Source organism: Streptomyces sp. NPDC127068 (assembly GCF_042724695.1).
Taxonomy (GTDB): domain Bacteria; phylum Actinomycetota; class Actinomycetes; order Streptomycetales; family Streptomycetaceae; genus Streptomyces.
The window spans coordinates 61,891-87,686 of the sequence record NZ_JBHXEN010000008.1; the positions used below are offsets into that span (position 1 = coordinate 61,891).

Annotated in this window: 18 protein-coding genes; 11 read left to right on the forward strand and 7 right to left on the reverse strand. The window is 73.1% G+C overall.

The features are described from left to right. Positions 1-7: 7 nt before the first annotated feature. From ACFWIA_RS06920 to ACFWIA_RS06950, 7 genes are all read left to right on the forward strand, one after another. Complete coding sequence (locus tag ACFWIA_RS06920; RefSeq protein WP_387001143.1) at positions 8-1,786, forward strand: IucA/IucC family protein; 1,779 nt, start codon at positions 8-10, stop codon at positions 1,784-1,786. Then, positions 1,783-3,006: a type III PLP-dependent enzyme gene (locus ACFWIA_RS06925; protein WP_387001145.1), complete on the forward strand. Its 1,224-nt coding sequence runs from the start codon at positions 1,783-1,785 to the stop codon at positions 3,004-3,006. Before ACFWIA_RS06920 ends, ACFWIA_RS06925 begins: the two co-directional genes overlap by 4 nt. A 101-nt stretch (positions 3,007-3,107) precedes the next feature. Further along, positions 3,108-3,854 (forward strand): HAD family hydrolase, encoded by a 747-nt coding sequence (locus tag ACFWIA_RS06930; RefSeq protein WP_387001146.1) that lies wholly within the window; start codon positions 3,108-3,110, stop codon positions 3,852-3,854. Continuing rightward, entirely contained in the window at positions 3,851-6,217 is a 2,367-nt protein-coding gene (locus ACFWIA_RS06935; RefSeq protein ID WP_387001148.1) for a glycoside hydrolase family 65 protein, read from the forward strand. Before ACFWIA_RS06930 ends, ACFWIA_RS06935 begins: the two co-directional genes overlap by 4 nt. Positions 6,218-6,415: 198 nt before the next feature. Beyond that, positions 6,416-7,639, forward strand: coding sequence for a Cmx/CmrA family chloramphenicol efflux MFS transporter (locus ACFWIA_RS06940; RefSeq protein WP_387001149.1), 1,224 nt, complete (start codon positions 6,416-6,418; stop codon positions 7,637-7,639). 261 nt (positions 7,640-7,900) lie between these two features. Beyond that, positions 7,901-9,301, forward strand: a complete 1,401-nt coding sequence (locus ACFWIA_RS06945) for a hemolysin family protein (protein ID WP_387001150.1) — start codon at positions 7,901-7,903, stop codon at positions 9,299-9,301. Then, positions 9,298-10,320, forward strand: a complete 1,023-nt coding sequence (locus ACFWIA_RS06950; RefSeq protein ID WP_387001152.1) for a hemolysin family protein — start codon at positions 9,298-9,300, stop codon at positions 10,318-10,320. The genes ACFWIA_RS06945 and ACFWIA_RS06950 overlap by 4 nt, the downstream gene beginning before the upstream one ends. A 284-nt stretch (positions 10,321-10,604) precedes the next feature. Here the strand turns inward: ACFWIA_RS06950 and ACFWIA_RS06955 are convergent, their stop codons facing one another. From ACFWIA_RS06955 to ACFWIA_RS06965, 3 genes are all read right to left on the reverse strand, one after another. Beyond that, entirely contained in the window at positions 10,605-12,431 is a 1,827-nt protein-coding gene (locus tag ACFWIA_RS06955; RefSeq protein WP_387001154.1) for a glycoside hydrolase family 3 protein, read from the reverse strand. Positions 12,432-13,017: 586 nt separating this feature from the next. Beyond that, the gene (locus ACFWIA_RS06960; RefSeq protein ID WP_387001155.1) at positions 13,018-14,010 is read right to left on the reverse strand and encodes an MASE1 domain-containing protein; all 993 of its coding nucleotides are present in this window, start codon (positions 14,008-14,010) and stop codon (positions 13,018-13,020) included. A gap of 135 nt (positions 14,011-14,145) precedes the next feature. Next, the gene (locus ACFWIA_RS06965) at positions 14,146-15,009 is read right to left on the reverse strand and encodes a PP2C family protein-serine/threonine phosphatase (protein ID WP_387001158.1); all 864 of its coding nucleotides are present in this window, start codon (positions 15,007-15,009) and stop codon (positions 14,146-14,148) included. Positions 15,010-15,183: 174 nt separating this feature from the next. Between ACFWIA_RS06965 and ACFWIA_RS06970 the strand changes: the two genes are divergently transcribed. Together ACFWIA_RS06970 and ACFWIA_RS06975 are read left to right on the forward strand one after the other, a co-directional pair. After that, positions 15,184-15,930: an SMI1/KNR4 family protein gene (locus ACFWIA_RS06970; protein WP_387001160.1), complete on the forward strand. Its 747-nt coding sequence runs from the start codon at positions 15,184-15,186 to the stop codon at positions 15,928-15,930. Positions 15,931-16,063: 133 nt separating this feature from the next. After that, on the forward strand, positions 16,064-16,438 hold the full coding sequence (locus ACFWIA_RS06975) for a nuclear transport factor 2 family protein (protein WP_387001162.1): 375 nt from the start codon (positions 16,064-16,066) through the stop codon (positions 16,436-16,438). Positions 16,439-16,493: 55 nt separating this feature from the next. On the opposite strand, the gene ACFWIA_RS06980 is transcribed toward ACFWIA_RS06975, so the two are convergent. The 4 genes from ACFWIA_RS06980 to ACFWIA_RS06995 all read right to left on the reverse strand — a co-directional run bounded on the left by ACFWIA_RS06980 (position 16,494) and on the right by ACFWIA_RS06995 (position 21,504). Continuing rightward, positions 16,494-17,858, reverse strand: a complete 1,365-nt coding sequence (locus ACFWIA_RS06980; RefSeq protein WP_387001163.1) for an NAD(P)/FAD-dependent oxidoreductase — start codon at positions 17,856-17,858, stop codon at positions 16,494-16,496. Between the two features lie 126 nt (positions 17,859-17,984). After that, positions 17,985-18,335 (reverse strand): UBP-type zinc finger domain-containing protein, encoded by a 351-nt coding sequence (locus tag ACFWIA_RS06985; RefSeq protein ID WP_387001164.1) that lies wholly within the window; start codon positions 18,333-18,335, stop codon positions 17,985-17,987. Beyond that, the gene (locus ACFWIA_RS06990; RefSeq protein WP_387001165.1) at positions 18,332-19,831 is read right to left on the reverse strand and encodes an ATP-binding protein; all 1,500 of its coding nucleotides are present in this window, start codon (positions 19,829-19,831) and stop codon (positions 18,332-18,334) included. Before ACFWIA_RS06990 ends, ACFWIA_RS06985 begins: the two co-directional genes overlap by 4 nt. Next, on the reverse strand, positions 19,828-21,504 hold the full coding sequence (locus ACFWIA_RS06995; RefSeq protein ID WP_387001167.1) for an FAD-dependent oxidoreductase: 1,677 nt from the start codon (positions 21,502-21,504) through the stop codon (positions 19,828-19,830). The genes ACFWIA_RS06990 and ACFWIA_RS06995 overlap by 4 nt, the downstream gene beginning before the upstream one ends. Before the next feature lie 362 nt (positions 21,505-21,866). Between ACFWIA_RS06995 and ACFWIA_RS07000 the strand changes: the two genes are divergently transcribed. Together ACFWIA_RS07000 and ACFWIA_RS07005 are read left to right on the forward strand one after the other, a co-directional pair. After that, entirely contained in the window at positions 21,867-23,231 is a 1,365-nt protein-coding gene (locus tag ACFWIA_RS07000; RefSeq protein WP_387001168.1) for a glycoside hydrolase family 18 protein, read from the forward strand. A 254-nt stretch (positions 23,232-23,485) separates the two neighbouring features. Next, positions 23,486-25,555, forward strand: a complete 2,070-nt coding sequence (locus ACFWIA_RS07005) for a GTP-binding protein (protein WP_387001170.1) — start codon at positions 23,486-23,488, stop codon at positions 25,553-25,555. The last annotated feature ends 241 nt before the right edge of the window (positions 25,556-25,796 follow it).

Consider the following 25,796-nt stretch of genomic DNA (forward strand, 5'->3'; position numbering starts at 1 on the left):
TCCGCTGATGCCCAGCACTCTTTCCGGCCTGCCGCGCACTGCGGCGCCCGTCCCGGACCTGCCCGGCGCGGACCTCGCCGTGGCGCACACCCTCCTCAACTGTCTGCTCCGCGAGGTGTCGGGGCCCGAACGGCAGGCGTCCGTCATCGGCGACCACCTGCTGCTTCGGCTCCCCCGGCTGGGCGTCCTGCTGCGCGTGGCCCTGCGCCGCACCTCCCTGCTCGGCGCGCACCGCTTCACCGGCCCCGTCACCGAACGGCTCGCCCGCGCCGGGGGCGAGGACACCGGGGACGGCTGGTCCGAGGTCGACTGGCTGCGCCTGGCCGAGTACACCCGGGCCGAACTGTCCCTGCGCACCGGCGCCCACAACGACGAGTTCCTGGCCCAGGTGGGCGCGAGCCACCGCGGGGTCCGCGCCGCCCTCGCCGCCCCGCGCCCCGCCCCCCGGGCCCTCGGTGGCGATCCGCTCGCCGTGTACCTCGCCTCCGAGCAGTCGCTGCTCCTCGGCCACCGGTTCCACCCCACGCCGAAGGCGCACAGCGGCGATCCGGCCCGTTGGGCGGCCTACGCACCGGAGGCGGGGGCCGCCTTCCCGCTGCGCATGCTGGCGGTCCGTCAGGAACTGGTCGCCGAGGAACGGACCGAGCCGTCCGCGACCGACCCGCTGGACCGGCTGCGGAGCGTGCCCGAGGGGTTCCGGCTGCTGCCCGCCCACCCCTGGCAGTACGAGCTGCTGGCCGACCACCCGGTGCTGCGCGCCGCCCTCGACCGCGGCGACGTCGTGGACCTCGGCCCCGGAACCGAGGACGTGCGGCCCACCGCGTCGGTGCGCACCCTGCACACCAGCGACGGGTTCCTGAAGTTCAGTCTCAACGTCCGCATCACCAACTGCCTGCGGAAGAACGCCGCCTACGAGTTGACCGGCGCGGTCGCCCTGACCCGGGCGCTCGCCCCCGTCCTCGCCGACCTGGCTGCCCGGTTCCCCGGCACGGCGGTGCTCCGGGAACCCGCGTACCGTTCGCTCGCCCTGCCCGGGCCCGACGGACACCCCGACCGGTCGCTGCTGGAAGGCTTCGGGGTGATCGTCCGCGAGGGCCTGGAACGCCATCTGCACCCCGGTGCCACGCCGTTGCTCGCCGCAGCCGTCGCCGACGAGTACCCGACCGGCCCGGCGCAGGTGTCCCGGCTGCTCGCCGACGCGGACCCCGACACCGCGCTGCGCTGGTGGTCCGCGTACCTGCGGCTGTTGGTGCCGCCGGTGTTGGCCGCCTACTTCGACCACGGAGTCGTCCTGGAGCCGCACCTCCAGAACGTCATCGTCTGCGTGGACGGCGCCGGTACGCCCGTGCAGTTGCTCTTCCGGGACCTGGAGGGCACCAAGCTCGTCCCCGAACACCACGCACGGACCCTCGCGGAGCTGCCGCCGGAGGTCGCGGGCCCCCTGACCTACGGGGCGCGCCGCGGCTGGGACCGCGTCGTGTACTGCCTGTTCGTCAATCACGCGGCGGAGGTGCTGGCGGCCCTCGCCGACCTCCACCCCGACCGGGAGCGGGCGTTGTGGGCCCGGCTGCGCGCCACCGTCGAGGAGTACGCCCGCGCACACGGCTGCCCGCCGCGGCTGCGCGCCCTCCTCGCCGGGGTGCCGCTGCCCGCCAAGGCGAACCTGCTGGCACGGTGGGACCGCTCCGCGGACCGGGACGCGGGGTACGTGCACGTGCCCTCGCCGCTGGCCGAGGACGTGCTGTCCGGGGCGAGCCGCACCGACACCGACTGGAGCGCCCGGTGACCGCGCCCACTGCGGCGGTCCGCGAACGGGTCCTGAACCTGCCCGCCGACGGCCTGCCCGCCTACCTCTACGACCTGGAAGCGCTGCGCGCGCACACGGCCGCCGTCCGGGCGGCGCTGCCCGAGGGGGTGGAGTTGTACTACGCGGCGAAGGCCAACCCGGAACCCGCGGTCCTCGGTGCCCTGGCCCCGCTGGTCGACGGGTTCGAGGTGGCCTCCGGCGGGGAGCTGGCGCACGTGGCGACGGCGGTGCCGGACCGCCCGTTGGCGTTCGGCGGGCCCGGCAAGACCCCGGCGGAGGTGACGGCCGCCCTCGCCGGCGCGGCGACGGGCGGGCCGGTGCCGCGGTTCCACGTCGAGAGCACGCACGAACTGCGGATGCTCGCCGCGCTCGCCGCCCGTACCGCGCCCGGGGTGCGGGTGCCGGTGCTGACGCGCTTCAACCTGGCGGTCGCCGAGGACGCCCTGACCGGCGGCTCGCTCACCATGGGCGGCGGCCCCAGCCCGTTCGGCATCGACCCCGCCGAGGCCGATGCGGTGCTCGGCCTCCTGACCGGGGGCGCGTTCCCCCAGCTGGAGTGGTGGGGGACGCACGCCCATCTGGTGAGCGGCCTCGACGCCGGCGCCCTCGCCTCGGTCGCCCGGGAGGTGGTGCGCTGGTCCACGGCACTCGCCGACGGGCACCGGGCGCGGCTGCGCGAGGTCAACGTCGGCGGCGGGATGGCCGTCGACTACGGGCGGCCCGAGGTCCGGTTCGACTGGACGGCGTACGGCACCGCCCTCGCCGCGCTGCTCGCGGAGCATCCGGGGCTGACCCTGCGGGTGGAGCCGGGCCGGGCGCTCACCGCGTACTGCGGCTGGTACGCGACGGAGGTGCTGGACGTCAAGCACAGCCACGGCGAGGACTTCGCGGTGGTCCGCGGCGGCACCCACCATCTGCGCACCCCCGCCACCAAGGGGCACGACCAGCCGTGCACGGTGCTGCCCGTCGGGCCCTGGCCGCACCCGTGGCCCCGGCCCGCCGCGGACCGCGGCCCGGTCACCCTGGTCGGCCAGTTGTGCACGCCCAAGGACGTGCTCGCCCGGCGGGTCCCCGTCGCCGGGCTGCGGGCCGGGGACCGGGTGGTGTTCCAGATGGCGGGGGCCTACGCCTGGAACATCTCGCACCACGAGTTCCTGATGCACCCCCGCCCCGACTTCCACTTCCTCGGCGCGGGCTGAGGCGGGGCGACGGTCCGGGCCGCCGACGGGTGGGGGGACGGGGACCGCCTTACGATGGCGGCGACCACCGCTTCGGCGTTCCGGACCCGGAGGTTCTCGCCATGGGGACACGTGCAGGGCTGGGTCTCCCGGACACCATCGTCGCCTGTCTGTTCGACCTGGACGGCGTGATCACGAAGACGGCCGTGGTGCACGCCGCCGCGTGGCGGGAGACGTTCGACGCCTTCCTGCGCGACCGCGACGGGCCCGGTTTCCGGCCCTTCACGCAGGAGGACTACGACCGCTACGTGGACGGCCGCCCCCGGGCCGACGGCGTCCGGTCCTTCCTGGCCTCCCGCGGCATCACCCTGCCGGAGGGCACGGACGGGGACGCCCCGCGGGAAGCGAGCGTGCGGGGGCTGGGCAACCGCAAGAACGCCCTCCTGCTGGCGAAGATCAAGGCGGGCGGCGTGGAGGCGTACGAGGGTTCGCTGCGCTACCTCGACGCGGTGCGCTCCGCGGGGCTGCGCACCGCGGTCGTCTCCTCCAGCACCAATTGCCGGGACGTCCTGCGGGCGGTCGGCGCGGAGGACCGGTTCGACGTGCGGATCGACGGGGTGGTGGCGGCGCGACGGGGCCTGCCCGGCAAACCGCGGCCCGACACGTTCCTCGCGGCGGCGGCCGACCTCGGGGCGGAGCCCGCCGGGTCGGCGGTGTTCGAGGACGCGCTCGCCGGAATGGACGCCGGCCGTTCGGGTCACTTCGGGTACGTGGTGGGGGTCGACCGGGTCGGCCAGGCCCAGGCGCTGCGGGCGCACGGGGCGGACACGGTGGTGCGGGACCTCGCCGAGTTGGAGACGCGCGCATGATCACCCATTCCTCGTACACGGTGGAACCCTGGTCCCTGTGCGAACGGTCGCTGAACCTCGCCGTGCTGCCGCAGAGCGAATCGGTGTTCGCCCTGTCCAACGGGCACGTGGGCTGGCGGGGCAATCTGGACGAGGGGGAACCGCACGGGCTGCCCGGTTCGTATCTGAACGGGGTGTACGAACTGCACCCGCTGCCGTACGCGGAGGCCGGGTACGGCTATCCGGAGTCCGGCCAGACCGTCATCAACGTCACCAACGGCAAGGTCATCCGGCTGCTCGTCGACGACGAGCCCTTCGACCTGCGGTACGGGCGGCTGGTGTCCCACGAGCGGACCCTGGACCTGCGGGCGGGCGTCCTGACGCGGGTGTGCGAGTGGGTGTCCCCGGCGGGCTGCTCGGTCCGGGTGCGTTCGACGCGCCTGGTGTCGTTCACCCAACGGGCCATCGCCGCGGTGCGCTACGAGGTCGAGACCGTCGACTCGGAGGTGCGGATCGTCATCCAGTCCGAGCTCGTCGCCAACGAGCAGCTGCCCGGGGCGAACGGCGACCCGCGGGCCTCGGTGGCGCTGGAGTCCCCGCTCGAACCCGAGTCGCACTTCGCGACGGGCGCGCGGCTGGGGCTGGTGCACCGCACCCGGACCAGTGACCTGCGGGTGGGGGCGGCGGCCGACCACGTGGTCACCGGGCCGCGGCCCACCACGACCAGCAGGGAGAGCCGGGAGGACGTCGCCCGCCTCACCCTGGCCTCCACGCTCGCGCCCGGCGACACCCTGCGGCTCGACAAGGTGGTGGCGTACGGCTGGTCGAGCACCCGCTCGCTCCCCGCGGTCAGCGACCAGGTCGACGCGGCGCTCGCCGCGGCGATGAACGTCGGCTGGGACGGGCTGGTCGCGGAACAGCGCACCTACCTGGACGACTTCTGGGCGCGTTCGGACGTGGAGGTCGACGGGGACGAGGAGATCCAACAGGCGGTGCGGTTCGCCCTGTTCCACGTCCTCCAGGCGGGCGCGCGGGCCGAGCAGCGGGCGATCCCGGCGAAGGGGCTGACCGGCTCCGGATACGACGGCCACGCCTTCTGGGACACCGAGATCTTCGTGCTCCCGCTGCTCACCTACACCTCCCCGTTCGCGGTGGCGGAGGCGTTGCGCTGGCGGCAGAACACGCTACCGGCGGCGAAGGAGCGGGCCGCCCAACTGGGTTTCCAGGGAGCCGCGTTCCCCTGGCGCACCATCGACGGCTCGGAGGGCTCGGCGTACTGGCCGGCCGGTACAGCGGCGTTCCACGTCAACGCGGACATCGCGGACGCGGTCAGCCGGTACGTGGCGGTCACCGGCGACGAGCTCTTCGAACGGGACACCGGGGTGGAACTCCTGGTGGAGACCGCCCGGTTGTGGCGTTCGCTGGGCCATCACGACCACCACGGCGCGTTCCACCTCGACGGGGTCACCGGCCCGGACGAGTACAGCGCAGTGCAGGACGACAACACGTACACCAATCTGATGGCCCGGGCGAACCTGTTGGCCGCGGCGGACGCGGTCGAGCGCCATCCGCAGCAGGCGGCGGCGCTGGGGGTGGACGACGAGGAGAGTGCCACCTGGCGGGACGCGGCCGAGGCGATGCACGTCCCGTACAACGACGAACTCGGGGTGCACGAGCAGTCGTCCGGGTTCACCCGGCACCAGGTGTGGGACTTCGCGGACACCCGGGCCGACCAGTACCCGTTGATGCTGCACTTCCCGTACTTCGACATCTACCGCAAGCAGGTCGTCAAACAGGCCGACCTGGTGCTGGCGATGTACAAGTGCAGCGAGTACTTCGACGAGGAGCACACGGCCCGCAACTTCGCCTACTACGAGCCGTTGACCGTACGGGACTCGTCGCTGTCGGCGTGCTGCCAGGCGGTGATCGCCGCCCAGGCGGGACATCTGGCGCTCGCCTACCAGTACGTGGCGGAGGCGGCGCTGATGGATCTGGACGACCTGGAGAACAACACCCGCGACGGGCTCCACATCGCCTCCCTCGCCGGGACCTGGATGGCGCTGGTGGCCGGCTTCGGGGGGATGCGGCTGCTGGGGAGCACCCCGAACTTCTCGCCCCGGCTGCCGGAGCGGTTCAGCCGGCTCGCGTTCACGCTGGAGGTGGTGGGGCGACGGCTCCGGGTGGAGATCACCGGGGAGGCGGCCACCTACACCCTGCTGTCCGGTGAGCCGCTGGACGTGCGGCACTACGGCCGACCGGTGTCGGTGACGCCCGGCTCGCCGGAGCGTCGGGGCATCCGGCCCGCGCCGGTGCGGCCCGCGCCCGAACAGCCGCCGCACCGGGGGCCGGCGGACCGCGGGACGGTCGCCAGGACGCCCGGGTAATGCAGTGGACGGGGCGCCGCGCGTCCTCCTAGGCTGCCCGGCGTGAACAGCCCCGAGTCCGACAGAGGCTAGCCACCGGCCGTCCCCCGGTGGCTTCCCGCCGCGCCCCCGCACCCCCGGTGCCGGGGCGCCGACGCCACCCCGCGGACCGCCGGTCCCGTTTCCTGTCGGGTCTCGATACGGCTGTGGAGTTCTGCGGTGCCTCTTGCTCTCTACCTCCTCGGACTGGCGGTCTTCGCCATGGGCACGTCCGAGTTCATGTTGTCCGGCCTGCTCGCGGACATCGCCCGTGACCTGGACGTCACGCTCCCGGCCGCCGGGGCGCTGACCTCGGCGTTCGCCGTGGGCATGGTGATCGGCGCACCCCTGATGGCGGTCGCCGCCATGCGCTGGTCCCGCCGTGACGCGCTGCTGGTGTTCCTGGCGGTCTTCCTCGCCGCGCACGCCGTGGGGGCGCTGACCGTCAGCTTCCCGGTGCTGCTGGTGACCCGCGTCGTCGCGGCGCTCGCCCACGCGGGGTTCCTGGCCGTGGCGTTCACGGCCGCCGCCGCCCTGGTCCCGCCGCACGCCAAGGGCCGGGCGACGGCGGTCCTGCTCGGCGGGGTGACCCTGGCCTGCGTGGCGGGGGTGCCGGGCGGGGCGCTGCTCGGCCAGCACTGGGGCTGGCGCTCGGCGTTCTGGGCGGTGGTGGCGCTGTCGGCGCCCGCGGTGGTGGCCGTCTGGCGTTCCGTCCCGGCCGGACGGGGCGACGGGGAGGTCCCCGGCTTCCGGGACGTCCGGGCCGAGCTGCGGGTCCTCGGGCGCCGTGAGCCCCTGGTGCTGCTGGCGCTGTGCGCCCTGGTGAACGGCGCCACGTTCGGGAGCTTCACCTACCTCGCGCCGCTGGTCACCGAGGTGTCCGGGATCGCGGAGCGCTGGGTCCCCGCAGTGCTGGTGCTGTTCGGCGTCGGTTCCTTCGCCGGGGTCACGGCGGCCGGCCGCCTCGCCGACACCCGGCCGGTGCCGCTGCTGGCGGTGGGCACGGTGGTGCACCTCGCCGGTTGGGTGCTGCTCGCGCTGGGCGCGGGCCGGCCGGCGGTGGTGCTGGTCCTGGTGCTGGTCCAGGGCGCGCTGGCGTTCGCGATCGGCTCGACGCTGGTGACCCGGGTGCTCTACGCGGGGGCCGGTGCGCCGACGCTGGCGGGGGCGAGCGCCACCACGGCGTTCAACGTCGGCGCCTCGTTCGGCCCCTGGGCCGGCGGGCTGACGATCGCCGCCGGGCTGGGCTACCGCTCCCCCGTGTGGGTGAGCGCGGCCCTGCTGGCGGCGGCCGTGGTCACCGGGGCGGGCGGCGGGGCCGGGGGGGGGGGGGGGGGGGCCCCCGCCGCCGCCCCCCCCCGGTGCCCCGACGCCGTAGAACCGGGACCGACCCCCGCCGGCTGACCCCGCCGGCGACCCCCGCGGGGTACTGAAGCGCAGGTCAGGGCCGCTCTTCGGTACCCCGGTGGGGGTCCCTCGTAGGTCCTCGGAGGGTTCGGGAACAATGATCGTGACGTGCTCGTTGTAGGGAGCACCCACAGAACGACCACCTATGAGGAGTGGCCACTTGTCCGCCCAGACGACGGACCCCGACCCTCCGGGACACAGTCCCGGACCATCCCGCCCTCTCACGCGTGATCGCGGCACCTGGCGGGGTGGTGTTCGATGAATGCCGCACTCGGCCTGCTGGCGGTACTCCTGCTCACCGTCGGTACGGGCTACTTCGTCCTCCAGGAGTTCACCTACGTCTCCGCCGACCGGCTCGCGCTGGCGCGGGAGGCGGAAGCGGGTGACCGGCGCGCGGCGCGCGCCCTGAAGGTCATGAGCCGGCTGTCCTTCATGCTCTCCGGTGCCCAGCTGGGCATCACGGTGACGGGCCTGATCGTCGGCTTCCTCACCGGGCCGTCCGTGTCGGCGGTCATCCGACCCCTGGTTTCGGGGGTCGGGGTGCCCGACGCCGCCGTGGACGGGATCTCGGTCGCCCTGGCCTTCGTGGTCGCGACCGTGGTGCAGATGGTCCTCGGCGAGCTGGCCCCGAAGAACCTGGCGATCGCGGTGCCCGAGCGGTTCGCGAAGTCGCTGGCGCCGTCCACCCTCGCCTATCTCAAGGTGGTCGGCCCGGTCATCCACGTCTTCGACGGGGCCGCCGCCTGGCTGCTGCGCCGGATCGGCATCGAGCCGGTCGAGGAGCTGCACCACGGGGCGACGCTGGAGGAGCTGGGTCAGCTGATCGACGAGTCGCACGAGCGGGGCGCACTGCCCCGTGACACGGCGGAGCTGCTCGATCACGCCCTGGAGTTCTCCGAGCGCACCATGGGCGAGGTGATGGTGCCGCGTGCGGACACCGTCTTCATCCGCCGGGACGCCTCCGGGGCGGACGCCGTGGAACTCATCGCGCGCCACGGGCACTCGACGTATCCGGTGCTCGGTGACCACCCGGACGACGTCGCCGGGGTCCTCGGGGTGCGGGAGCTGTCGCGGCTGCCCGCCGAGCGGCTCGCGGTGAGCACCGCGGGCGAGCTGGCCCGCCGTCCGCTGCTGCTGCCGGACACCTTGCCGCTGCCCGGCGCGGTGGCCCGGATGCGGGAGGCGGACGACGAGTTCGCCGTCGTCCTGGACGAGCACGGCGGAGTGGCGGGTGTCGTCACCTACGAGGACATCGCCGAGGAGCTCGTCGGTGACATCGCCGACGAGACGGACCGGGTCACCGCGCTCGCGGTGCCCCACGGGTCCGGCTGGCTGGTCGACGCCGGTCGGCGCATCGACGAGGTCGCGCCGGTCATCGACGTGCCGCTGCCCGAGGAGGACGACTTCGACACGGTCGCCGGCCTCGTGGTGGACCGGCTGGGACGTTTCCCCGCGATCGGTGACCGGGTGGACGTGGCCCTGCCGGACGGCAGCGCCGCGCTCATCGAGGTGCGCACCCTGAACCGGCACGTGCCGGAGCGGGTGCGCATCGAGCACCGGCCCGCACCGCAGGAGGCCACGCCGTCCGGCGAGACCTCGCACCGGGGCGGCCACGACGGCGCTGCCCTGCGCCGCTCGGATGAGGAGGTGACGGCATGAGTCTGTCCGTCGCCCTGTTCCTGACCCTGCTGCTGCTGATCGGCAGCGGGTTCTTCGTCGCCGCGGAGTTCGCCCTGGTCGCCGCGAAGCGGCACCGGATGGAGAAGGCCGCCGCCGAGGGGCGGCGCGGCGCCAAGGCCGCGCTCGCCGGGATGCGGGAGCTGTCGCTGATGTTGGCGGGCGCCCAGCTCGGCATCACGGTGACCACCCTGGGCCTGGGCTCGATCTCCAAGCCCGCGGTGTCCCACGCGCTGGACCCGGTCCTGACCGGCTGGGGCCTTCCGACCGGCCTGAGCTACGGGGTGTCCTTCACCGTGGCGATCGTCGTGGTGGTGTTCCTGCACATGGTGGTCGGTGAGATGGCCCCCAAGTCCTGGGCCATCGCGCACCCCGAGCGGTCGGCCATGCTGCTGTCGCCGCCGTTCCGGGCGGTGGTGAAGGCGGTGCGTCCGCTGATCCGGGTGCTCAACGCGGTCAGCAACGCCCTGGTGCGGCTGTGCCGGGTCACCCCGCGGGACGAGTTGGTTCCGGTCCACGACCGCGAACAGCTGGCGGACCTGGTCGCGGAGTCGCGGCGCACGGGTCTGATCAGTGCGGCCGACTCGGAGTTGATCACCCGGTCGCTCACCGAGCCGCTGACCCCGGTGGCGGAGTTGCTGGTCCCCGCGGCGGACATCACCTGGGTGGACGGTTCCGCGGGCCCCAGCACGATCCTCGGAGTGGCGTCGGCGGCCGATCGGACGCGGCTGCTGGTCCGCGAGGCGGATCGGGTCGTGGGGTCGGTGCACACCCGGGACGCGCTGGTCGCCCGGGCCCGGGAGCGTGCGACGACCGCGCGCGAGCTGGCCCGGCCGCTGCCGGAGCTGGCGCAGGACGACACGGTGGCGTACGCCGTGGAGCAGTTGCGCAGGCGTCGCGCCTCGCTGGCGGTGGTCCGGGACGCGTCGGGCGGGCTCGCCGGACTGGTGAGTCTGGACGACCTGCTGGAGCGGTACCTCCAGCCGAGCACGGCCGCGTAACACCGGCCGTCGCGAGCGACGAGGCCCCGGTACCTGTGAAGGGTGCCGGGGCCGAGCGCTGTCCGGGCCGGCGGCGGGCCTGCGCGAGGGGGCGGGCCGGGAACGACCTGGGCGGAGCCGGAGTCCCCGGTGGGGGTTCCGACTCCGCCGGGTCAGGCAGGCGTGCGGGGTGGGGCACGGCAGTGGGGGGCGGTACGGGACGCGGGGTGCGTGTCACCGGTCTGCGCCCGTGGGGTGGAGCGCCGTCCGACGCCCGGTGGTCGGCCCGTGGGGACCGTGCCGGGTCAGTCGTCGTACGAGAGACCGTGGCCGGAGCGGAACAGCACCTTGGTCGGGTCGTCGGCCCGCTGGATCGGCACGGGCAGTTTGCCGCGCGGTTCGACACGGCCCGCGATGACCCGGGCTGCGGCCCGCAGTTCCACCTCGGTCCAGCAGTAGGACACGAGGGAGGCCCGGACGCCGCTGAGGTGGGCGATGTCGTACGGGTTGCGGACCGCGAGGTGGATCACGGGCACGCCCGTCGCGATCAGTCGGGACACCAGGGTGCGCTGGGCGCTGGTGGCGTTGACGTTGTCGGTGAGGACCACCACGGCGTCCCGGCCCTGGGCCGCGGCGACCGCTTCGTCGATCTTCGCCGCGTCCGGGGCCCGGCCGGTGGCGAGGGCGGTCGTGGTGAGGCCGAGTTCGTCGAACGCCTTGGCCAGCTCGGGCACCGAGGTGCGGTTGGCGTCGGTGGGGAAGGCCGGGCTCGCGCCGACCACCAGCAGCTTCTTCTGCCTGCGGCGCAGCGGGAGCGTCTCGCCCTTGTTGACGAGCAGGGTGGTGGTGCGTTCGGCGATCCGGCCGGCGGCGGCCTTGTGCTTGGCGGCACCGACGACGCGGTCGACCTCGCGCGGGGAGATGTAGGGGTTGCCGTCGAGCAGGCCCACCTTGTGCTTGAGGCGCAGGATGCGCAGCACCGACTCGTCGAGCCGGGCCACGGTGATCTCGCCGGACCGCACGGCGGCCAGGACGCCGTTGTAGGCCACGTCGATGTTCGGCGGGAACAGGAGCTGGTCGACGCCGGCCTTGAGGGCGAGGACGGGGACGCGGTCGTCGCCGTACTTGGTGCGCACGCCCCGCATGTTGAGGGCGTCGGTGACGATCACTCCGTCGAAGCCGAGCTCGCCGCGCAGCACGCCCTGGAGGATCTTGGGCGAGAGGGTCGCGGGCTCGTTGCTCGGGTCGAGCGCGGGGACCTGGAGGTGCGCGGTCATGATCGAGTCGACGCCGGCGGCGATGGCCGCCTTGAACGGCGGGGCGTCGATCCGGTCCCACTCCTCGCGGGTGTGGGTGATCACGGGGAGTCCGGTGTGGCTGTCCTCGCCGGTGTCGCCGTGTCCGGGGAAGTGCTTGGCGCACGCCACGACACCGGCCCCCTGGTAGCCCTTCACCTGGGCGGCCACCATGCGTCCGACGGCGTTGGCGTCCGCGCCGAACGAGCGCACGTTGATGATGGGGTTGGCCGGGTTGACGTTGACGTCGGCGACCGGGGCGTAGTTCTGGTGGATGCCGAGGGCCGCGAGTTCGGTGCCCGATATCCGGCCGGCGGTGCGCGCGTCGGACAGGCTCCGGCCCGCGCCGAGCGCCATGGCGCCGGGGAGCTGGGTGGCGCCGCTGCCGATGCGGACGTTCGCACCGTGCTCCTGGTCGATGGAGATCAGGGAGGGGATCCCCGGGTCGAGTGCGAGCGAGGCGCGCTGGACGCCGTTCGTCAACTCCGCGACCTGGTGGGGGTCCTGAATGTTGTTCGCCCAGCCGGAGAAGTAGATGACACCGCCGATGTGGTACTTGGCGATGAGCTCCGCGGCGGTGGCGACGCCCAGTTCCCGGAGGTTGCGCTCCCGGTCGAACTGGTTGGGGTTGTCGGCCGACGTACCGTAGAAGTACGGCACGAACAGCTGGCCGATCTTCGCCTCTACGCTCATCTTCGAGATGAGCGTCTTGAGGCCCGCGTCACGCTTGCTGGCGAGGGCGGGGGTGGCCGTTACTCCCACGACGCCCGTGGCTGCCGCCGCGACTACGGTCGCGGAGGCGAGAACGGTTCGTCTGGACAAACTCCGGTCCTGCATGCGGACATGCTCCTTCCAGCCTTGCTCGTCAAGGGAATTGAAGGAAACTTGAAGTACTTCCGAACAGCCGGAAACGTAGCCCGCGGATCATCGGCTAGGCAAGAGGTCTAGACAAAATAGGTCTAGACAAAGGCGGGCCGAAGACCGGCCGACCACCGGAGAACTGACTCCGTACACGGGCCAGTTCCGGCCACGCCCACAAGGTGGGCGTCCTTGCAGGAGCGAAGGACCGCGACCGCCCGTCCAGGGCACACCGACCCTCGGCGCGCGACCTCGAACGCCGGGGCGCGACGCACCCGAGCCGGGACGCGAACGGTGCGCACCGCACCCACCACCCGACCGGGATGGCGCAAAAGGGAGCCCCGACTGGACGGGGGGGACCAGCCGGGGCGGACTAGGCGGGACACGGAGGGCGGTCGCCTCTCGGCGGGGGGCTCCACGAGGCTTCAGCCGAACGATCGTCCTCGTGGGCGAAGGGTTGGGCCCGGGGACACTGCTCCCTCCGCGTCCACATCTAGGTGAACGATGAACCAGCTGGCTTTGTTCCGGTCGCGTCGTGAGCTGCGGCACCTCACCCGACCTGCGCTCATTCCTCCCTGGGCGGTCGCCGCCGCCCGCCGCCCCAACCGGGCGCCAGCTGCTCGACCACTTCGGCGAGCTCGGTGACCGCCTGCTCGACGCGCAGCCGTATCGTGCGCTGCTCGGTGACGAGGGCGGCCAACAGCAGGGCGGTCAGCGCGACCGAGCCGTTGAACGCCTGGAGGTTGATCATCACCTCGAACTGGCTGTGGTCCTCGAAGGGGCCGACCCCGTCGGCCGCGGCGATCGCCGTCACCACCGACACGAACAGGGCGCACAGGGCGGCACCGGGCAGCTGGAAGCGCACCGCGGCCCAGATCAGCAGCGGATACACGAGGAAGAGCAGGCTGAGGTCACTGGTCGCCACGAAGGGCGCGACGAACCCCGCGGAGACCGCCAGCGCCAGCGCCTCGGGCCAGCGGTCGAACGGCAGCGGCCAGCGGGCCCGCCACAGGACGAGCAGGACCGGGGTGACCACGAGCACGCCGAGCGCGTCCCCGGTCCACCACGCCGACCACACCGGCCAGAAGTCCGCGGCGTGGATCCGGCGACTGAACAACAGCTGGCCCACCCCTCCCGTGGCGCTCACGAGCATGCCGACCAGCGCACCCAGGAACACCAGCACGAAGCCGTCCCGCAGCCGGTCCAGCTCGTTGCGGAAGCCGACCGCGCGCAGGAGGACGTACGCGCACAGCGGGGCGAGCGTGTTCCCGGCCAGGATGCCGATGGCACTGGGCTTCAACGGCGTGCTGATGTACTCGACGACGAGCAGGGCACCGAGCGCGACGCCCGGCCAGACCGCCGGTCCGAGCGTCAGCAGCGCCGCGAGTGCGATGCCGGTCGGCGGCCAGATGGGGCTGACCACGGAGCCCTCGACCACCAGCGCCTTCAGCAGACCGAGGCGTCCGCCGGCGTAGTAGCAGGCCGCTACGGCGAGGTTCTGGAGTACGAGCACCACGGCCCGTCGGCCCTTGGACTGGTTGTTCGCCACGCCAGCCATGAGACACCGCGCGCCGCCGGTCGGCCCGTCGTGACACGCTCGGCCCGCAGCGGGCCCACCCCACGAGGGGCCGCGGACCGGACCCACCCCGGCCGGCTGGTCCGCCCCGGACCAGCTCGGACCGGCACCCGGGCGTCAGCTGCGCCCCGCCCCTTCCCGGTCCCCCGGCGCCGCCTCCTGCGGCGGAGCGTCGTGGCTGATGACCAGGACCGCGGCGTCGTCGTCATGGCCGATCGAGTCGGCGATCCGCATCACCGAGGTGGCCAGGGACTCCGCGCCGAGGGCGGCGCCGACGCCCACTCCGGCGAGGGTGGCCACCTGGGCCAGTCCTTCGTCGACGGCGAGCGAAGGGCCCTCCACCACTCCGTCGGTGACCAGGACGAAGGCGCCCCGCCCGGTGAGCCGGTACCGGGTGACCGGGTAGGTGACGCCCGGCTCGATGCCGAGCGGCAGCCCTCCTTCGTCCTCGACCACGCCGGAGGCGCCGTCGGCGGTGGCCCGGACCAACGGCACGTGGCCGGCGCGGGCGCTGTCCAGCTCCCAGGCGACCGGGTCGAAGCGGACCATCGTGCAGGTGGCGAAGAGCGAGCCGCCGAGCGACAGCAGCAGGTCGTTGGTGCGGCCCAGCAGCTCCCCCGGGTCACTGGTCACCGACGCCAGCGCCCGCAGGCCGACCCGGACCTGCCCCATGAAGGCGGCGGCCTCGATGGTGTGCCCCTGGACGTCGCCGATGGAGTAGCCGATGCTGCCGTCGGGCAGCACGAAGCCGTCGTACCAGTCGCCCCCGACGTTCAGCCCCGCGAAGGCGGGGGCGTAGCGGGCCGCCACGCTCAGCCCCGGGGCGGCGGGCAGTTCACCGGGCAGCATGCCGCGCTGGAGGGCGAGTGCCAGTTCCACCTGGGTGCGGTGCGCCTGCGCCCGCGTCCTCGCCTCGGCGGTGAGGGAGCCGAGGCGGGCCACCAGGTCGTCGGGTGGGTCCGCGGGGCGGTTCGACGCCATGATTCAACTCCGCCGCCCGTCCGGTCCTGGCTGTGACCTCGTCAGTCTATGCAGATTGTCCGCTTTCGCCCATCGGTGGGCCCCGGGCCGGGGGCCCCACCGGGTCCGACGGTCCGCGGAACGATCCCGGCGTCCGGCCCTGTGTCATGATCGCCCGCTACTAGGCTGACGATCATGGGAGACGACTACGACCCGCGGCCCGTGCTCGCCGCAGCGACCGGTGGGGCCGAGGGGGCCTGGGACTTCATCAGGTGGTTCGCCGAGCGTTGGGCGACCCCCCTCACGCCCGACGACGGTTGGCCCGCCGAGGAGCTACGGGAGCACGCCGGCCGGTTGGGCGTCCGGCTACCGGCCGCCGTGCACGCGGCGTACGCGCTCTTCGGACGCCGGGACGACCTGGTCCGCGCGCAGGACCGGTTGCTGCGGCCCGCGCAGTGGGAGACCGACGCGAGCGGTGCGGTACTCATCGTCCGGGTGGAGAACCAGTACACGGTCGAATGGGGGGTACCGGTGTCGCGCGACGCCGACGCGGCCCGCGGTCCGGCGGACCACGACCCCCCGGTGCTGTTCCGGGCGACCGACGAGGAGGAGTGGCGGCCCTTCCTCGACCGCTTCTCGCTGGCCTGCGTCGAGATGGTGCTGTCCGATCGGCTCCTCGCACCCGACGGGCCCACCGACAACCGTCATCTGGACGCACCCACGACCACGGCCCTGGCGGAACGGTTCACCCCGCTCCCCTTCGTCCCGTACCCCGTGTGGGCGGTGCCGGACGGGCCGCCCGTGCGCTGGTTCACCGGGGACGGCGTGCTGCTGCGCGCGGACGGCACGGACTGGCTGTGGGCCCGTGCCCGGGACGCCGCGGCGCTGGAAGCGGTCCGCTCCGCACTGCCGGGCGAGTGGCTGCTGGGCGGCGACCACTGAGCGAACGACCGCATGCCCGGCGGCGATTACCCCGCGGGTAATCGCCCCCGCGGCACTCGGCGGGCATCGTGGGGACCACCGCACGACACCCCCCGGTCCGACCTTGGGACCGGGCCCGACGAAAGGCCCCGCGATGACCGCGAACCGCTACGAGAACGCCGCCGCCCGTTACTTCGAGGCGTGGAACGCGGGCTCGCCGGAGGAGGTCGCCCGGGCGGTCGCCGCCGCCTGGACCGAGGACGGCACCTACACGGACCCGCTGGCGGACGTGGCCGGGCACGAGCAGCTCGCCGCGGCGATCGACGGGGTCCACGCGCAGTTCCCCGGGCTGGTGTTCCGGCAGACGGGCGCCGTGGACGGCCACCACGACACGGCCCGGTTCTCCTGGGAGCTGGTGAACCCGGTGGACGGGTCGGCGCCGGCCGCCGGGTCCGACGTGATGGTGCTCGACGAGGACGACAGGATCCGGTCGGTGTACGGCTTCCTGGACCGGGTGCCGGGCGCCTGAGACCCGACGGGCGGCTACCTCGGCGCGGGGCGGCGAACGCCCCGGCGACGGGTGCTCACGTTCCGGTCGCCCGCAGTGCGGCCGTGTGCTCGCGGACCTGTTCCGGAGTCAGGTACGCATCGGTGTGCTCGAAGTCGCGCAGGGTGGCCGGGGTCCGTGCGAGGAATCCGGTGCGGACGAAGTCGTCCCCGGCGACCGCGTTGAGCACCCAGTTGGTCAGCACCCGCGTCTTGGCCACATTGGTGCGCAGCGCCGACCAATGGTATCCGCGGGCCACCACCTGGGCGGGCAGGCCCCGCAGTTCGACGCCGAGCGGCTTGGACACGGCGTCCTTGCCACCCAGGTCGACCACGAGCCCGAGGTCCCGGTGTGCGTAGGGTTGGAGCGGCTGGCCGCGCAGCGTGGCGATGACGTTGTCGGCGACCTTGCTGCCCTGGCGCGAGGCGTGCTGCGCCGTGGGGGGACACACCGCGTCGCCGCCCTTGGCGACGTCGGGGACGGCGCCGGCGTCACCGAGGGCGAAGACGCCGTCGGTGCCGGGCAGGGTCATGTCGGCGCGCACGGCGAGCCGTCCGCGCACCGTCTCGGCGCCCAGCGTGGCGATCAGGGGGCTGGCGGCCACCCCGGCGGTCCAGATGAGGGTGCGGCACGGCAGGACCCGGCCGTCGGTCAGGGTCACCTTGTCGGCCGCCGCCTCGGCCACCGAGACGCCGAGGGAGACCTCGATCCCGCGTCGGCGCAGGATCGCCAGGGCGTCGAGCCCCAGTTTGTCGCCGAGCTCGGGCATGAGCTTCGGGGCGATGTCGACGAGGTGCCACTTGATCTGCCGGGCGTCGAGCCGTGGGTAGCGTCGCACGGCGCCGGTGGTGATGCGTTGCAGGCAGGCGGCGGTCTCGGTGCCCGCGTACCCGCCGCCGACCACGACGAACTGGAGTCGGGAGGCCCGTTCCTCCTCGTCGTGACTGGCGTCGGCGAGGTCGAGCTGGGCGATGACGTGGTCCCGGATGTAGGTGGCCTCGGCCAGGGTCTTCATCCCGCGGGCGTGTTCCCCGAGGCCGGGGATGTCGAACGTGCGGGTCACGCTGCCCGGCGCCAGGACGATGATGTCGTAGGGCACGTTCACGACCTCGTCGGTGATCTTCCGGATCACGCAGACCTTGGCCGCCGGGTCGACTCCGATGGCGCCACCGGGGATGATCCGGGTGCGGTGCCTGCGGCTGCGCCGCAGCGACACCGCGATGGACTGCGGGGTCAGGACCCCCGAGGCGACCTGCGGCAACAGGGGCAGGTAGAGCTGGTACGAGAACGGGGTGACCAGGGTGATGTCCGCTTCCCCGGGCGTCAGCCGCCGCTCCAGCCTGCGGACGCACTCCACCCCGGCGAAACCGGCGCCCACCACGAGAATCCTGGGTCGTGCCACGGTGACCGTCCTTCCTGGACCGCTCGTCCGTACGCCGCTCCGGCTGCCCGGGCGACCGGCCGTCACCTCCATCCTTGTGTGCGGGCGGCGAACCCGCCCGCTGGGCGGCACCCAAGGGATGACGGATCAGCGCAGCGTGTCGGCCCAGTTCGGGGGGACGCGGCCGGCCGGGCCGGGCGCTGCCTGGTCCTCGGGGTGGGACTCGGGCGGGGCGAGCGCCGGACCCGACTCGTACATCTGCTCGGTCTTGTAGTTCCAGAACCACTGCTCGCCGGGCTCGAAGCTCCGTATCAGGGGGTGTCCGGTGGCCCTGGCGTGTGCGGTGGCGTGTTGCGCGGGGGAACTGTCACAGCAGCCGATGTGTCCGCACCGGGCGCACCGGCGCAGGTGGAACCACCAGCCGCCGGTGTCCTCGCATTCGGCGCAGCCGGTGCCGGACGGCTCCGCGGTGGGGTCGATTCCTTCGGGCACGGTCATGGTGTCTCCTCGGAGGGCTGGGGGGTACCCGGCGCGTCGGGCTCCGCCGGGGTCAGGGGCAGCCGCACCTGGAACCGCGTGTCGCCCGGTTCCGCGCGGGCGACCCTGAGGTCCCCGTGGTGTTTGTTGACGACGATCCGCCAGGAGATGTCGAGGCCGAGTCCGGTGCCCTCCCCGACCGGCTTCGTGGTGAAGAACGGGTCGAAGATCCGGTCCCTGATCTCGGGCGGGACGCCCGGGCCGGTGTCCGCGAACTCCACGAGGAGGTGGTCCCCGTCGCGTGCGGTCCGCACGGTCAACCGCCCCTGGTCGGGGTCGTCCTCCCGGTGTGCGCCGCGCATCGCGGCGACGGCGTTGTCGATCAGGTTGGTCCACACCTGGTTCAGCTCGCCGGGGAAGGCGGGGATCCTCGGGAGGGTGGTGTCGTACTCCTTGACGACGGTGACGCCGGGGCCCATCTTGCCGCCGAGCATCAGCAGGGTGGAGTCGAGGAGTTCGTGCACATCGGCGTTCTGGTGCGGTGCCCGATCGAGCTGGGAGTACTGTCGGGCCGCCCCGACGAGGTCGGAGATCCGGGTCGCGGAGTCCCCGATCTCGTTCATCAGGAGTTCCGTCTCGACGGTGTAGTTCAGCCAGCGGACGGCCCCTTCGAGGGCGCCCTCCTGCACCGTGGCCGCGATCTCGTCGAGCCAGTCGGTGTCGAGGCCCGCCTGGACGAAGACGGGCGCGAGTTGCCAGCCGTCCGGGACGCCGTGTTCGTCCAGCCAGTCGCTGAGGGCGTCCTCGCGGTCGGTGGCCTCCAACGGGGTGAGGGCGGGGGTCTTGGCGACCCGGTCGGCGGTGCGCTCCTGGAGTCCGACCAGGGCCGCCAGGGTGTCCCGGTGGTACGGGCCGGCGGCGAGCACGGCGAGTTTGTGCCGCATTCCGGCGACGCGTTCGCGCAGGGAGGCGGTGGCGCGTACGGCCGCCGCCGCCGGGTTGTTCAGCTCGTGGGTGAGACCGGCGGACAGGGAGCCGAGGGCGAGCAGGCGCTCCCGCTGTCCGATCGCCTGTTGGGCGGTGCGGTTGCCGAAGAACACGCCCTCCAGCAGGTGCACCGCCATGGGGAACCACTCGTGCATGACGGCGGCGAACGCGTCGGCGGGCAGGACGAAGAAGCGGGACGGCTCGGTGACCCGCAGCGAGCTGTTGTACCGCTGCGGCACCCGGTCGCCCAGATAGGACTGGAAGGCTCCGGCGTAGACCCCGGGTTGGGAGGTGCGGGTGATCTCCACGTCGTCGGCGCCCACCCGTCGGGAGAGCACCACCGTGCCGTCCAGCAGGACGTAGAAGCAGGTCGCCGGCTCCCCCTCGGTGTACACGGGTCCCGTCGGGTGGCGTTCGACCGTGCCCTCGTCGCACAGCCGGTCCAGTTGTTCGGGGGTCAGCTTCTCGAAGAGGAACAGCCCGTGCAGTTCCTCCGTCTCGCACGGCAGGGGGGTCGGTCCTTCGCTCATGACTGCTCCAGGTACCGGTGCACCAGCATCACGGCCATGGCGCCCTCGCCCACGGCGGAGGCGACGCGTTTCGCGGACTCGGCGCGGGCGTCCCCGGCGACGAACACGCCCGGCACCGCGGTCTCCAGGTGGTAGGGCGGGCGGTCGAGTTCCCAGCCGGTCGGCGGGGTGCCGTCCGGGGAGAGGTCCGGTCCGGCCAGGATGAACCCGCGGGCGTCCCGCGCGACGGTGCCGTCCAACCAGTCGGTGAGCGGGGCGGCGCCGATGAACACGAACAGCCACTGCGCGTCGACCCGTTCGGTGCGGTCGGTACGGGTGTCGCGCAGGGTGATCCCTTCGAGGTGGTCGGTGCCGTGGGCGGACTCCACGACGGTGCCGCTGCGCACGGTGATGTTCGGGGCGTCCTCCACCTGCCGGACCAGGTAGTGCGACATGGACGCGGCCAGCGATGCGCCCCGGACGAGCAGGGTGACGGACCGGGCGCTGCGGGACAGGTACACGGCGGCCTGACCGGCCGAGTTGGCGCCGCCGACGACGTAGACGTCATGGTCCTGGCAGGCCGCCGCCTCGGTGAGGGCCGACCCGTAGTAGACGCCGCGGCCGGTGAAGTCGGCCACGCCCGGCGCGTCGAGTTGCCGGTACGACACGCCGGTGGCGAGCAGCACGCTGTGGGCGGCGATGGCGCTGCCGTCGGAGAACCGGACCGACCGTGCGGCTCCGGTCACCTCCAGGGCGGTGACCTCGCGGGCGGTGAGGATCTCGGCGCCGAAGCGGGTCGCCTGGCGGCGGGCCCGGTCGGTGAGCTGGGAGCCGGACACCCCGTCGGGGAAGCCGAGGTAGTTCTCGATGCGGGAGCTCTGTCCGGCCTGGCCGCCGGTCGCCGATCGCTCCACGAGGACGGTCCGCAGCCCTTCCGACGCGCCGTAGACGGCGGCGCCGAGGCCGGCGGGACCGCCGCCGATGACGATCAGGTCGTAGAAGTCGGCGGCCGGGGTGGTGGCGAGGCCGACGCGGGCGGCGAGGTCCTGGTCCCGTGGTTCCACCAGGGTCGTGCCGTCCGGGGTGATCACCAGCGGTAGTCGTAGGGCGTCGGCTCCGGCCGCCGCCAGGAGTCGGCGCCCCTCGGGCTCGTCGGAGGAGTACCAGCGGTAGGGGACCTGGTTGCGGGCGAGGAACTCCCGGACCTCGGAACACCGCGCTGACCAGCGGTGTCCGACGACCTTGGTGGTCGCGACGGTGCGGTGGTCGGCGTGCCGCCAGGACTCCAGCAGCTCGTCGAGGACGGGGTACAGCTTCTCCTCGGGCGGGTCCCAGGGCTTGAGCAGGTAGTGGTCGAGGTCGACGACGTTGATCGCGTCGATGGCCGCTCCGGTGTCGGCGTAGGCGGTGAGGAGGACGCGGCGGGCTGCGGGAAAGACGTCGAGCGCCTGTTCGAGGAACTCGATGCCGTTCATCTGGGGCATCCGGTAGTCGGCGAGCAGCACGGCGACCTGGTCCCCGCGCAGCTTCAGCTCGCGCAGCGCTTCCAGGGCCGTCTCGCCGGACTCGGCGCGCACGACGCGGTGGTCCGCTCCGTAGCGTCGCCGCAGGTCACGGGCGACCGCCCGGGAGACTCCCGGGTCGTCGTCCACGGTGAGGATCACGGTGCGTGTCACGGCGGAGGGTTCCGGCATGCGTCTCCCGCCCCCCGGGTTGATGACCGCGGCCCCTTCCGGGCGCCACGGTCCATCGTAGGAGGGTTCGCCGGTGGGCGCCCCGTGAACCGGCCCGACGGTCGCCCGCCCCCGGTTCCGCACACCGCGCCGACCTCTCGCCCGGGGGGCCCGCTGGTCGTGGTCGCCCGTGCGGTGCACCGCCACCGAACACCCTCATGTGCACTGACGGAACGTCACATCTGCATGATCGCAACGGGGTTGGGGTAGGCCGGGCGGGACGTCGATGTTCAAAAGCCCCGACGGGCGGACGATCCGACTCCGGCCGCGGTTCACCGGTTCACCCTCTTGACCCTGATGGTCCAGACCAATAACTTCCCGGCATGCGTCGAAGAATCCTCGCGCGGCTGGCGATAGCCACCTGCGCCACGTCTCTTCCGGTTTCGCTGCTGGTCACGGCCCCCGCCTCGGCCGATTCCAGCAGTTCGCAGAACGACAAGAAGAACCACCAGAGTGATGATCTGAGGCGGATCGGCTACTTCACCCAGTGGGGCGTCTACGGGCGCGACTTCCAGGTCCAGGACCTGGACAAGAGCGGTGCGGCGGCACGGCTCACCCACATCAACTACGCCTTCGGGAACGTCTCCCCCGAAGGGAAGTGCTTCCTCGACAGCGTGCCCGGTGAGGGCGACCCGTGGGCGGACTACGTCCGCCCCATCGACGCGGCGAACTCCGTCGACGGCGTCGCGGACACCTACTCCCAGCCGTTGGCGGGCAACTTCAACCAGCTGGCCAAGCTGAAGGAGAAGCACCCCGGCCTCAAGGTCCTGATCTCGCTGGGGGGCTGGAGCTGGTCCACCCACTTCTCCCACGCCGTCAGCACCCCGGCCAAGCGCAAGGCGTTCGTCAAGTCCTGCGTCGACCTCTACATCAAGGGCAACCTGCCCCAGGACGGCACCCGCGGCGGCGAGGGGGCCGCGGCCGGCGTCTTCGACGGCATCGACGTCGACTGGGAGTGGCCCGGTTCCTCGGGCGAGGACGACACGCCCTACACCCCCGCGGACAAGAAGAACTTCACCGCGCTCATCCGCGAGTTCCGCACCGAACTGGACGGATACGCGAAGGCGCAGCAGAAGCAGGGCCAGCAGCGCAAGCACTACGAGCTGTCGGCGTTCGTGCCCACCGCCCCGGCGAAGATCGACGCGGGCTTCGAGGTCCGCAAGATCATGCGGGACTTCGACTTCGTGAACCTCCAGGGCTACGACTTTCACGTGTCCGGCGAGAAGACCACGAACCAGCAGTCCGCGCTGTACGCCAAGGACGACTTCAGCGTGAACCAGACGGTCAACGACTGGCTGCGACGCGGCGCACCCGCCGACAAGCTGGTCGTCGGCATGCCCCTGTACGGCCAGGGCTGGACCGGGGTGTCGGGCGGCGGCGACGGCCTGCACCAGCCGAACACCGGGCCGGCGCCCGCCAAGCACCAGGCCGGGTACGAGGACTACAAGGAGCTCAAGAAGCTCGCGGCCTCGGGCACGTACAAGGTGTACCGCGACAAGAAGAACGGCCACGCCTGGCTGTTCGACGGCAACTCCCTGTGGACGTACGACGACCCGAAGGTGCTGCGCACCAAGGCGGAGTACGTGGTGGACCGGGGGCTCGGCGGGGCCATGGTCTGGTCGCTCGACGGCGACACGGCCGACGGCGAGGGAATCCGCGCCATCGACCGGGGTCTCGACGACGACTGACGGTCCGCAAGCGTTGCCCGGGCGCGCCGCGCCGGTGCCCGGTGGGACGGGGTCACACGTCCCACCGGGCACCTTCCGCTGTCCGGAACCGGCCCGGCCGCCACGCGGACGCGGGCGGAAAACCGGTTGCCCGGTCCCCGGGCGGACTGCTGAACTCGGTCCTCACCACCGGTCGACCCAGGAGGCGGTCATGCGAGGAGCTCTCACGTCCAGCGAGAAGGTCATGTCCAACGACCACAGGGACGGAAAGCTCCGTGCGTACGCTCAACCTGGGAATCCTGGCGCACATCGACGCCGGTAAGACGAGCCTGACCGAGCGGCTGCTGTACGCCGCCGGGGTCATCGACGAGATCGGTCGCGTCGACGACGGCACCACACAGACCGATTCGCTGGAGCTGGAGCGCCGGCGCGGCATCACCATCAAGTCGGCCGTGGTCTCCTTCACCCTCGGGGACGTCACGGTCAACCTCCTCGACACCCCCGGTCACCCCGACTTCATCGCCGAGGTGGAACGGGTGCTCGGCGTGCTCGACGGGGCCGTGCTGGTCATGTCGTCCGTCGAGGGCGTCCAGGCGCAGACCCGGGTGCTGATGCGGACCCTGACCCGGCTCGGCATCCCGACGCTCGTCTTCGTGAACAAGGTGGACCGCGCGGGCGCCGACCCCGATCGGGTGCTGCGCGAGGTGTCGGCGCGGCTGACGCCCTCGTCGGTCGCGGCGGCGGCCGTGAGCGCGCCGGGCACCCGGCGGGCTCGCGTACGGGCGTTCGGCGCGGCGGACGCGCCCTTCCGTGCGGACCTCTTGGACCTCCTCACCGAACGCGACGACGCCCTGCTCGCCCGGTACGTCGACGACGAGCACGGTGTCCCCTACGAGGTGCTGCGCGGCTGCCTCGCGTCCCAGACCCGCAGGGGCCAGGTCCATCCGGTGTTCTTCGGCTCGGCCGTGACGGGCACCGGGATCGACGCCCTGGTCGACGCCCTGCCGGAGCTGCTGCCCGCCACCGAGGGGCCCTCGGACGGGCCGGTGTCGGGCACGGTCTTCAAGGTGGAACGCGGGCCGGCCGGGGAGCGGATCGCCTACGCCCGGCTGTTCTCCGGAACGGTCCGCGGCCGGGACCGGCTGGTGTGCGCCGACGCGGACGGGCGCAGCACCGAGGCCAAGGTGACGGCCGTCGAGGTCTTCGAGGGGGGCGGGTTGCGGCGGGGCGCGGACGCGCGCGCGGGACGGATCGCCCGGCTACGGGGGCTCGCCGGCGTCCGGGTGGGCGACCGTCTGACCGCCGCCGGACCGGAGCCCCTCGGCTCGGGCCCGTTGCCGCCCGGGGCACGCGGCCACCAGTTCGCGCCGCCGACCCTGGAGACGGTGGTCACGCCGGTCCGGGACCGGGACCGGGGGGCCTTGCACAGCGCCCTCACGCTGCTCGCCGAGCAGGACCCGCTGATCAACCTCCGGCAGGACGACGTCCGTCACGAGGTGTCCGTCTCGCTCTACGGCGAGGTGCAGAAGGAGGTCATCCAGGCGACGCTGGCCGAGGAGTTCGGGGTGGCGGTGACCTTCCGTCCCTCCACGACGATCTGTCGGGAGCGGCTGCTGGGCACCGGCGAGGCCGTCGAACGGCTGGACCGGGAGCAGGGCAGGGGGGCGGGGCCGGAGGGGAACCCCTTCCTGGCCACCGTGGGGCTGCGGGTGGAGCCCGCCCCGGAGGGCACCGGAGTGGAGTTCCGGCTGGGCATCGAACTCGGTTTGCTGCCAATGGCGTTCATCAAGGCGGTGGAGGAGTCGGTGCGCGAGACGCTGCTCCAGGGCCTGCACGGTTGGCGCGTCGCGGACGGTGTCGTCGTCCTCACGACCTCGGCCTACGCACCTCGGCAGAGCCATGCGCACGCCACCTTCGACAAGGCGATGTCGAGCACCGCCGGGGACTTCCGCCAGCTGACCCCGCTGGTCCTGGTCGCGGCGCTGCGCCGGGCCGGTACGGAGGTCCTGGAGCCGGTGCACCGGTTCCGGCTGGAGGTTCCGGGGGACGCCTTCGCCCCGGTGTGGAGCCTGCTGACCGGGCTCGGCGCCCGACCCGACACGCCCCGCCTCACGGACGCCCGGTGCGTGCTGGAGGGGGACGTGCCGGCCGCCGGACTCCCGTCATTGGAAAGGCAGTTGCCGACCCTGACCGGTGGGGAGGGGGTACTGGAGTCCGCGTTCGGTCACTACCGGCCGGTCGCGGGTTCGCCCCCGAGCCGGGCGCGCACCGACCTCAACCCCCTCGACCGCAAGGGGTACTTGTTGCGGGTGCTGCGTCGGGTCCCGGCGGGTGCCGGGAGTTGACGCGCGGGGTCGGTCCGCGCCGCCGTCCGGGTGGTGTGGCGGTCAGTCGTCGTCCTGGGCGGGCTCCTCGTCCACGGGCGGCGGGCCCGTCTCCTGGTTCGGCGGGCTCGCCGGGTCGGTCGGGTCGCCGGGCTGCTGGCCCTCGTTGCCGTGCGGGGGGCCGCACCCCCCCCCCCAACCCCCCCCCCCCCGGGGGGCCCGCGGGGAGCAAGTGTACCCCCCCCCGGGGGCGTTTGCGCAG

Bases quoted from the DNA above. Each gene is read 5' to 3' on its own strand.
- ACFWIA_RS06920 (WP_387001143.1), top strand. From the start codon at position 8: ATGCCCAGCACTCTTTCCGGCCTGCCGCGCACTGCGGCGCCCGTCCCG.
- ACFWIA_RS06930 (WP_387001146.1), top strand. From the start codon at position 3,108: ATGGGGACACGTGCAGGGCTGGGTCTCCCGGACACCATCGTCGCCTGT.
- ACFWIA_RS06935 (WP_387001148.1), top strand. From the start codon at position 3,851: ATGATCACCCATTCCTCGTACACGGTGGAACCCTGGTCCCTGTGCGAA.
- ACFWIA_RS06945 (WP_387001150.1), top strand. From the start codon at position 7,901: ATGAATGCCGCACTCGGCCTGCTGGCGGTACTCCTGCTCACCGTCGGT.
- ACFWIA_RS06950 (WP_387001152.1), top strand. From the start codon at position 9,298: ATGAGTCTGTCCGTCGCCCTGTTCCTGACCCTGCTGCTGCTGATCGGC.
- ACFWIA_RS06955 (WP_387001154.1), bottom strand. From the start codon at position 12,431: ATGCAGGACCGGAGTTTGTCCAGACGAACCGTTCTCGCCTCCGCGACC.
- ACFWIA_RS06960 (WP_387001155.1), bottom strand. From the start codon at position 14,010: ATGGCTGGCGTGGCGAACAACCAGTCCAAGGGCCGACGGGCCGTGGTG.
- ACFWIA_RS06965 (WP_387001158.1), bottom strand. From the start codon at position 15,009: ATGGCGTCGAACCGCCCCGCGGACCCACCCGACGACCTGGTGGCCCGC.
- ACFWIA_RS06970 (WP_387001160.1), top strand. From the start codon at position 15,184: ATGGGAGACGACTACGACCCGCGGCCCGTGCTCGCCGCAGCGACCGGT.
- ACFWIA_RS06975 (WP_387001162.1), top strand. From the start codon at position 16,064: ATGACCGCGAACCGCTACGAGAACGCCGCCGCCCGTTACTTCGAGGCG.
- ACFWIA_RS06985 (WP_387001164.1), bottom strand. From the start codon at position 18,335: ATGACCGTGCCCGAAGGAATCGACCCCACCGCGGAGCCGTCCGGCACC.
- ACFWIA_RS06990 (WP_387001165.1), bottom strand. From the start codon at position 19,831: ATGAGCGAAGGACCGACCCCCCTGCCGTGCGAGACGGAGGAACTGCAC.
- ACFWIA_RS06995 (WP_387001167.1), bottom strand. From the start codon at position 21,504: ATGCCGGAACCCTCCGCCGTGACACGCACCGTGATCCTCACCGTGGAC.
- ACFWIA_RS07000 (WP_387001168.1), top strand. From the start codon at position 21,867: ATGCGTCGAAGAATCCTCGCGCGGCTGGCGATAGCCACCTGCGCCACG.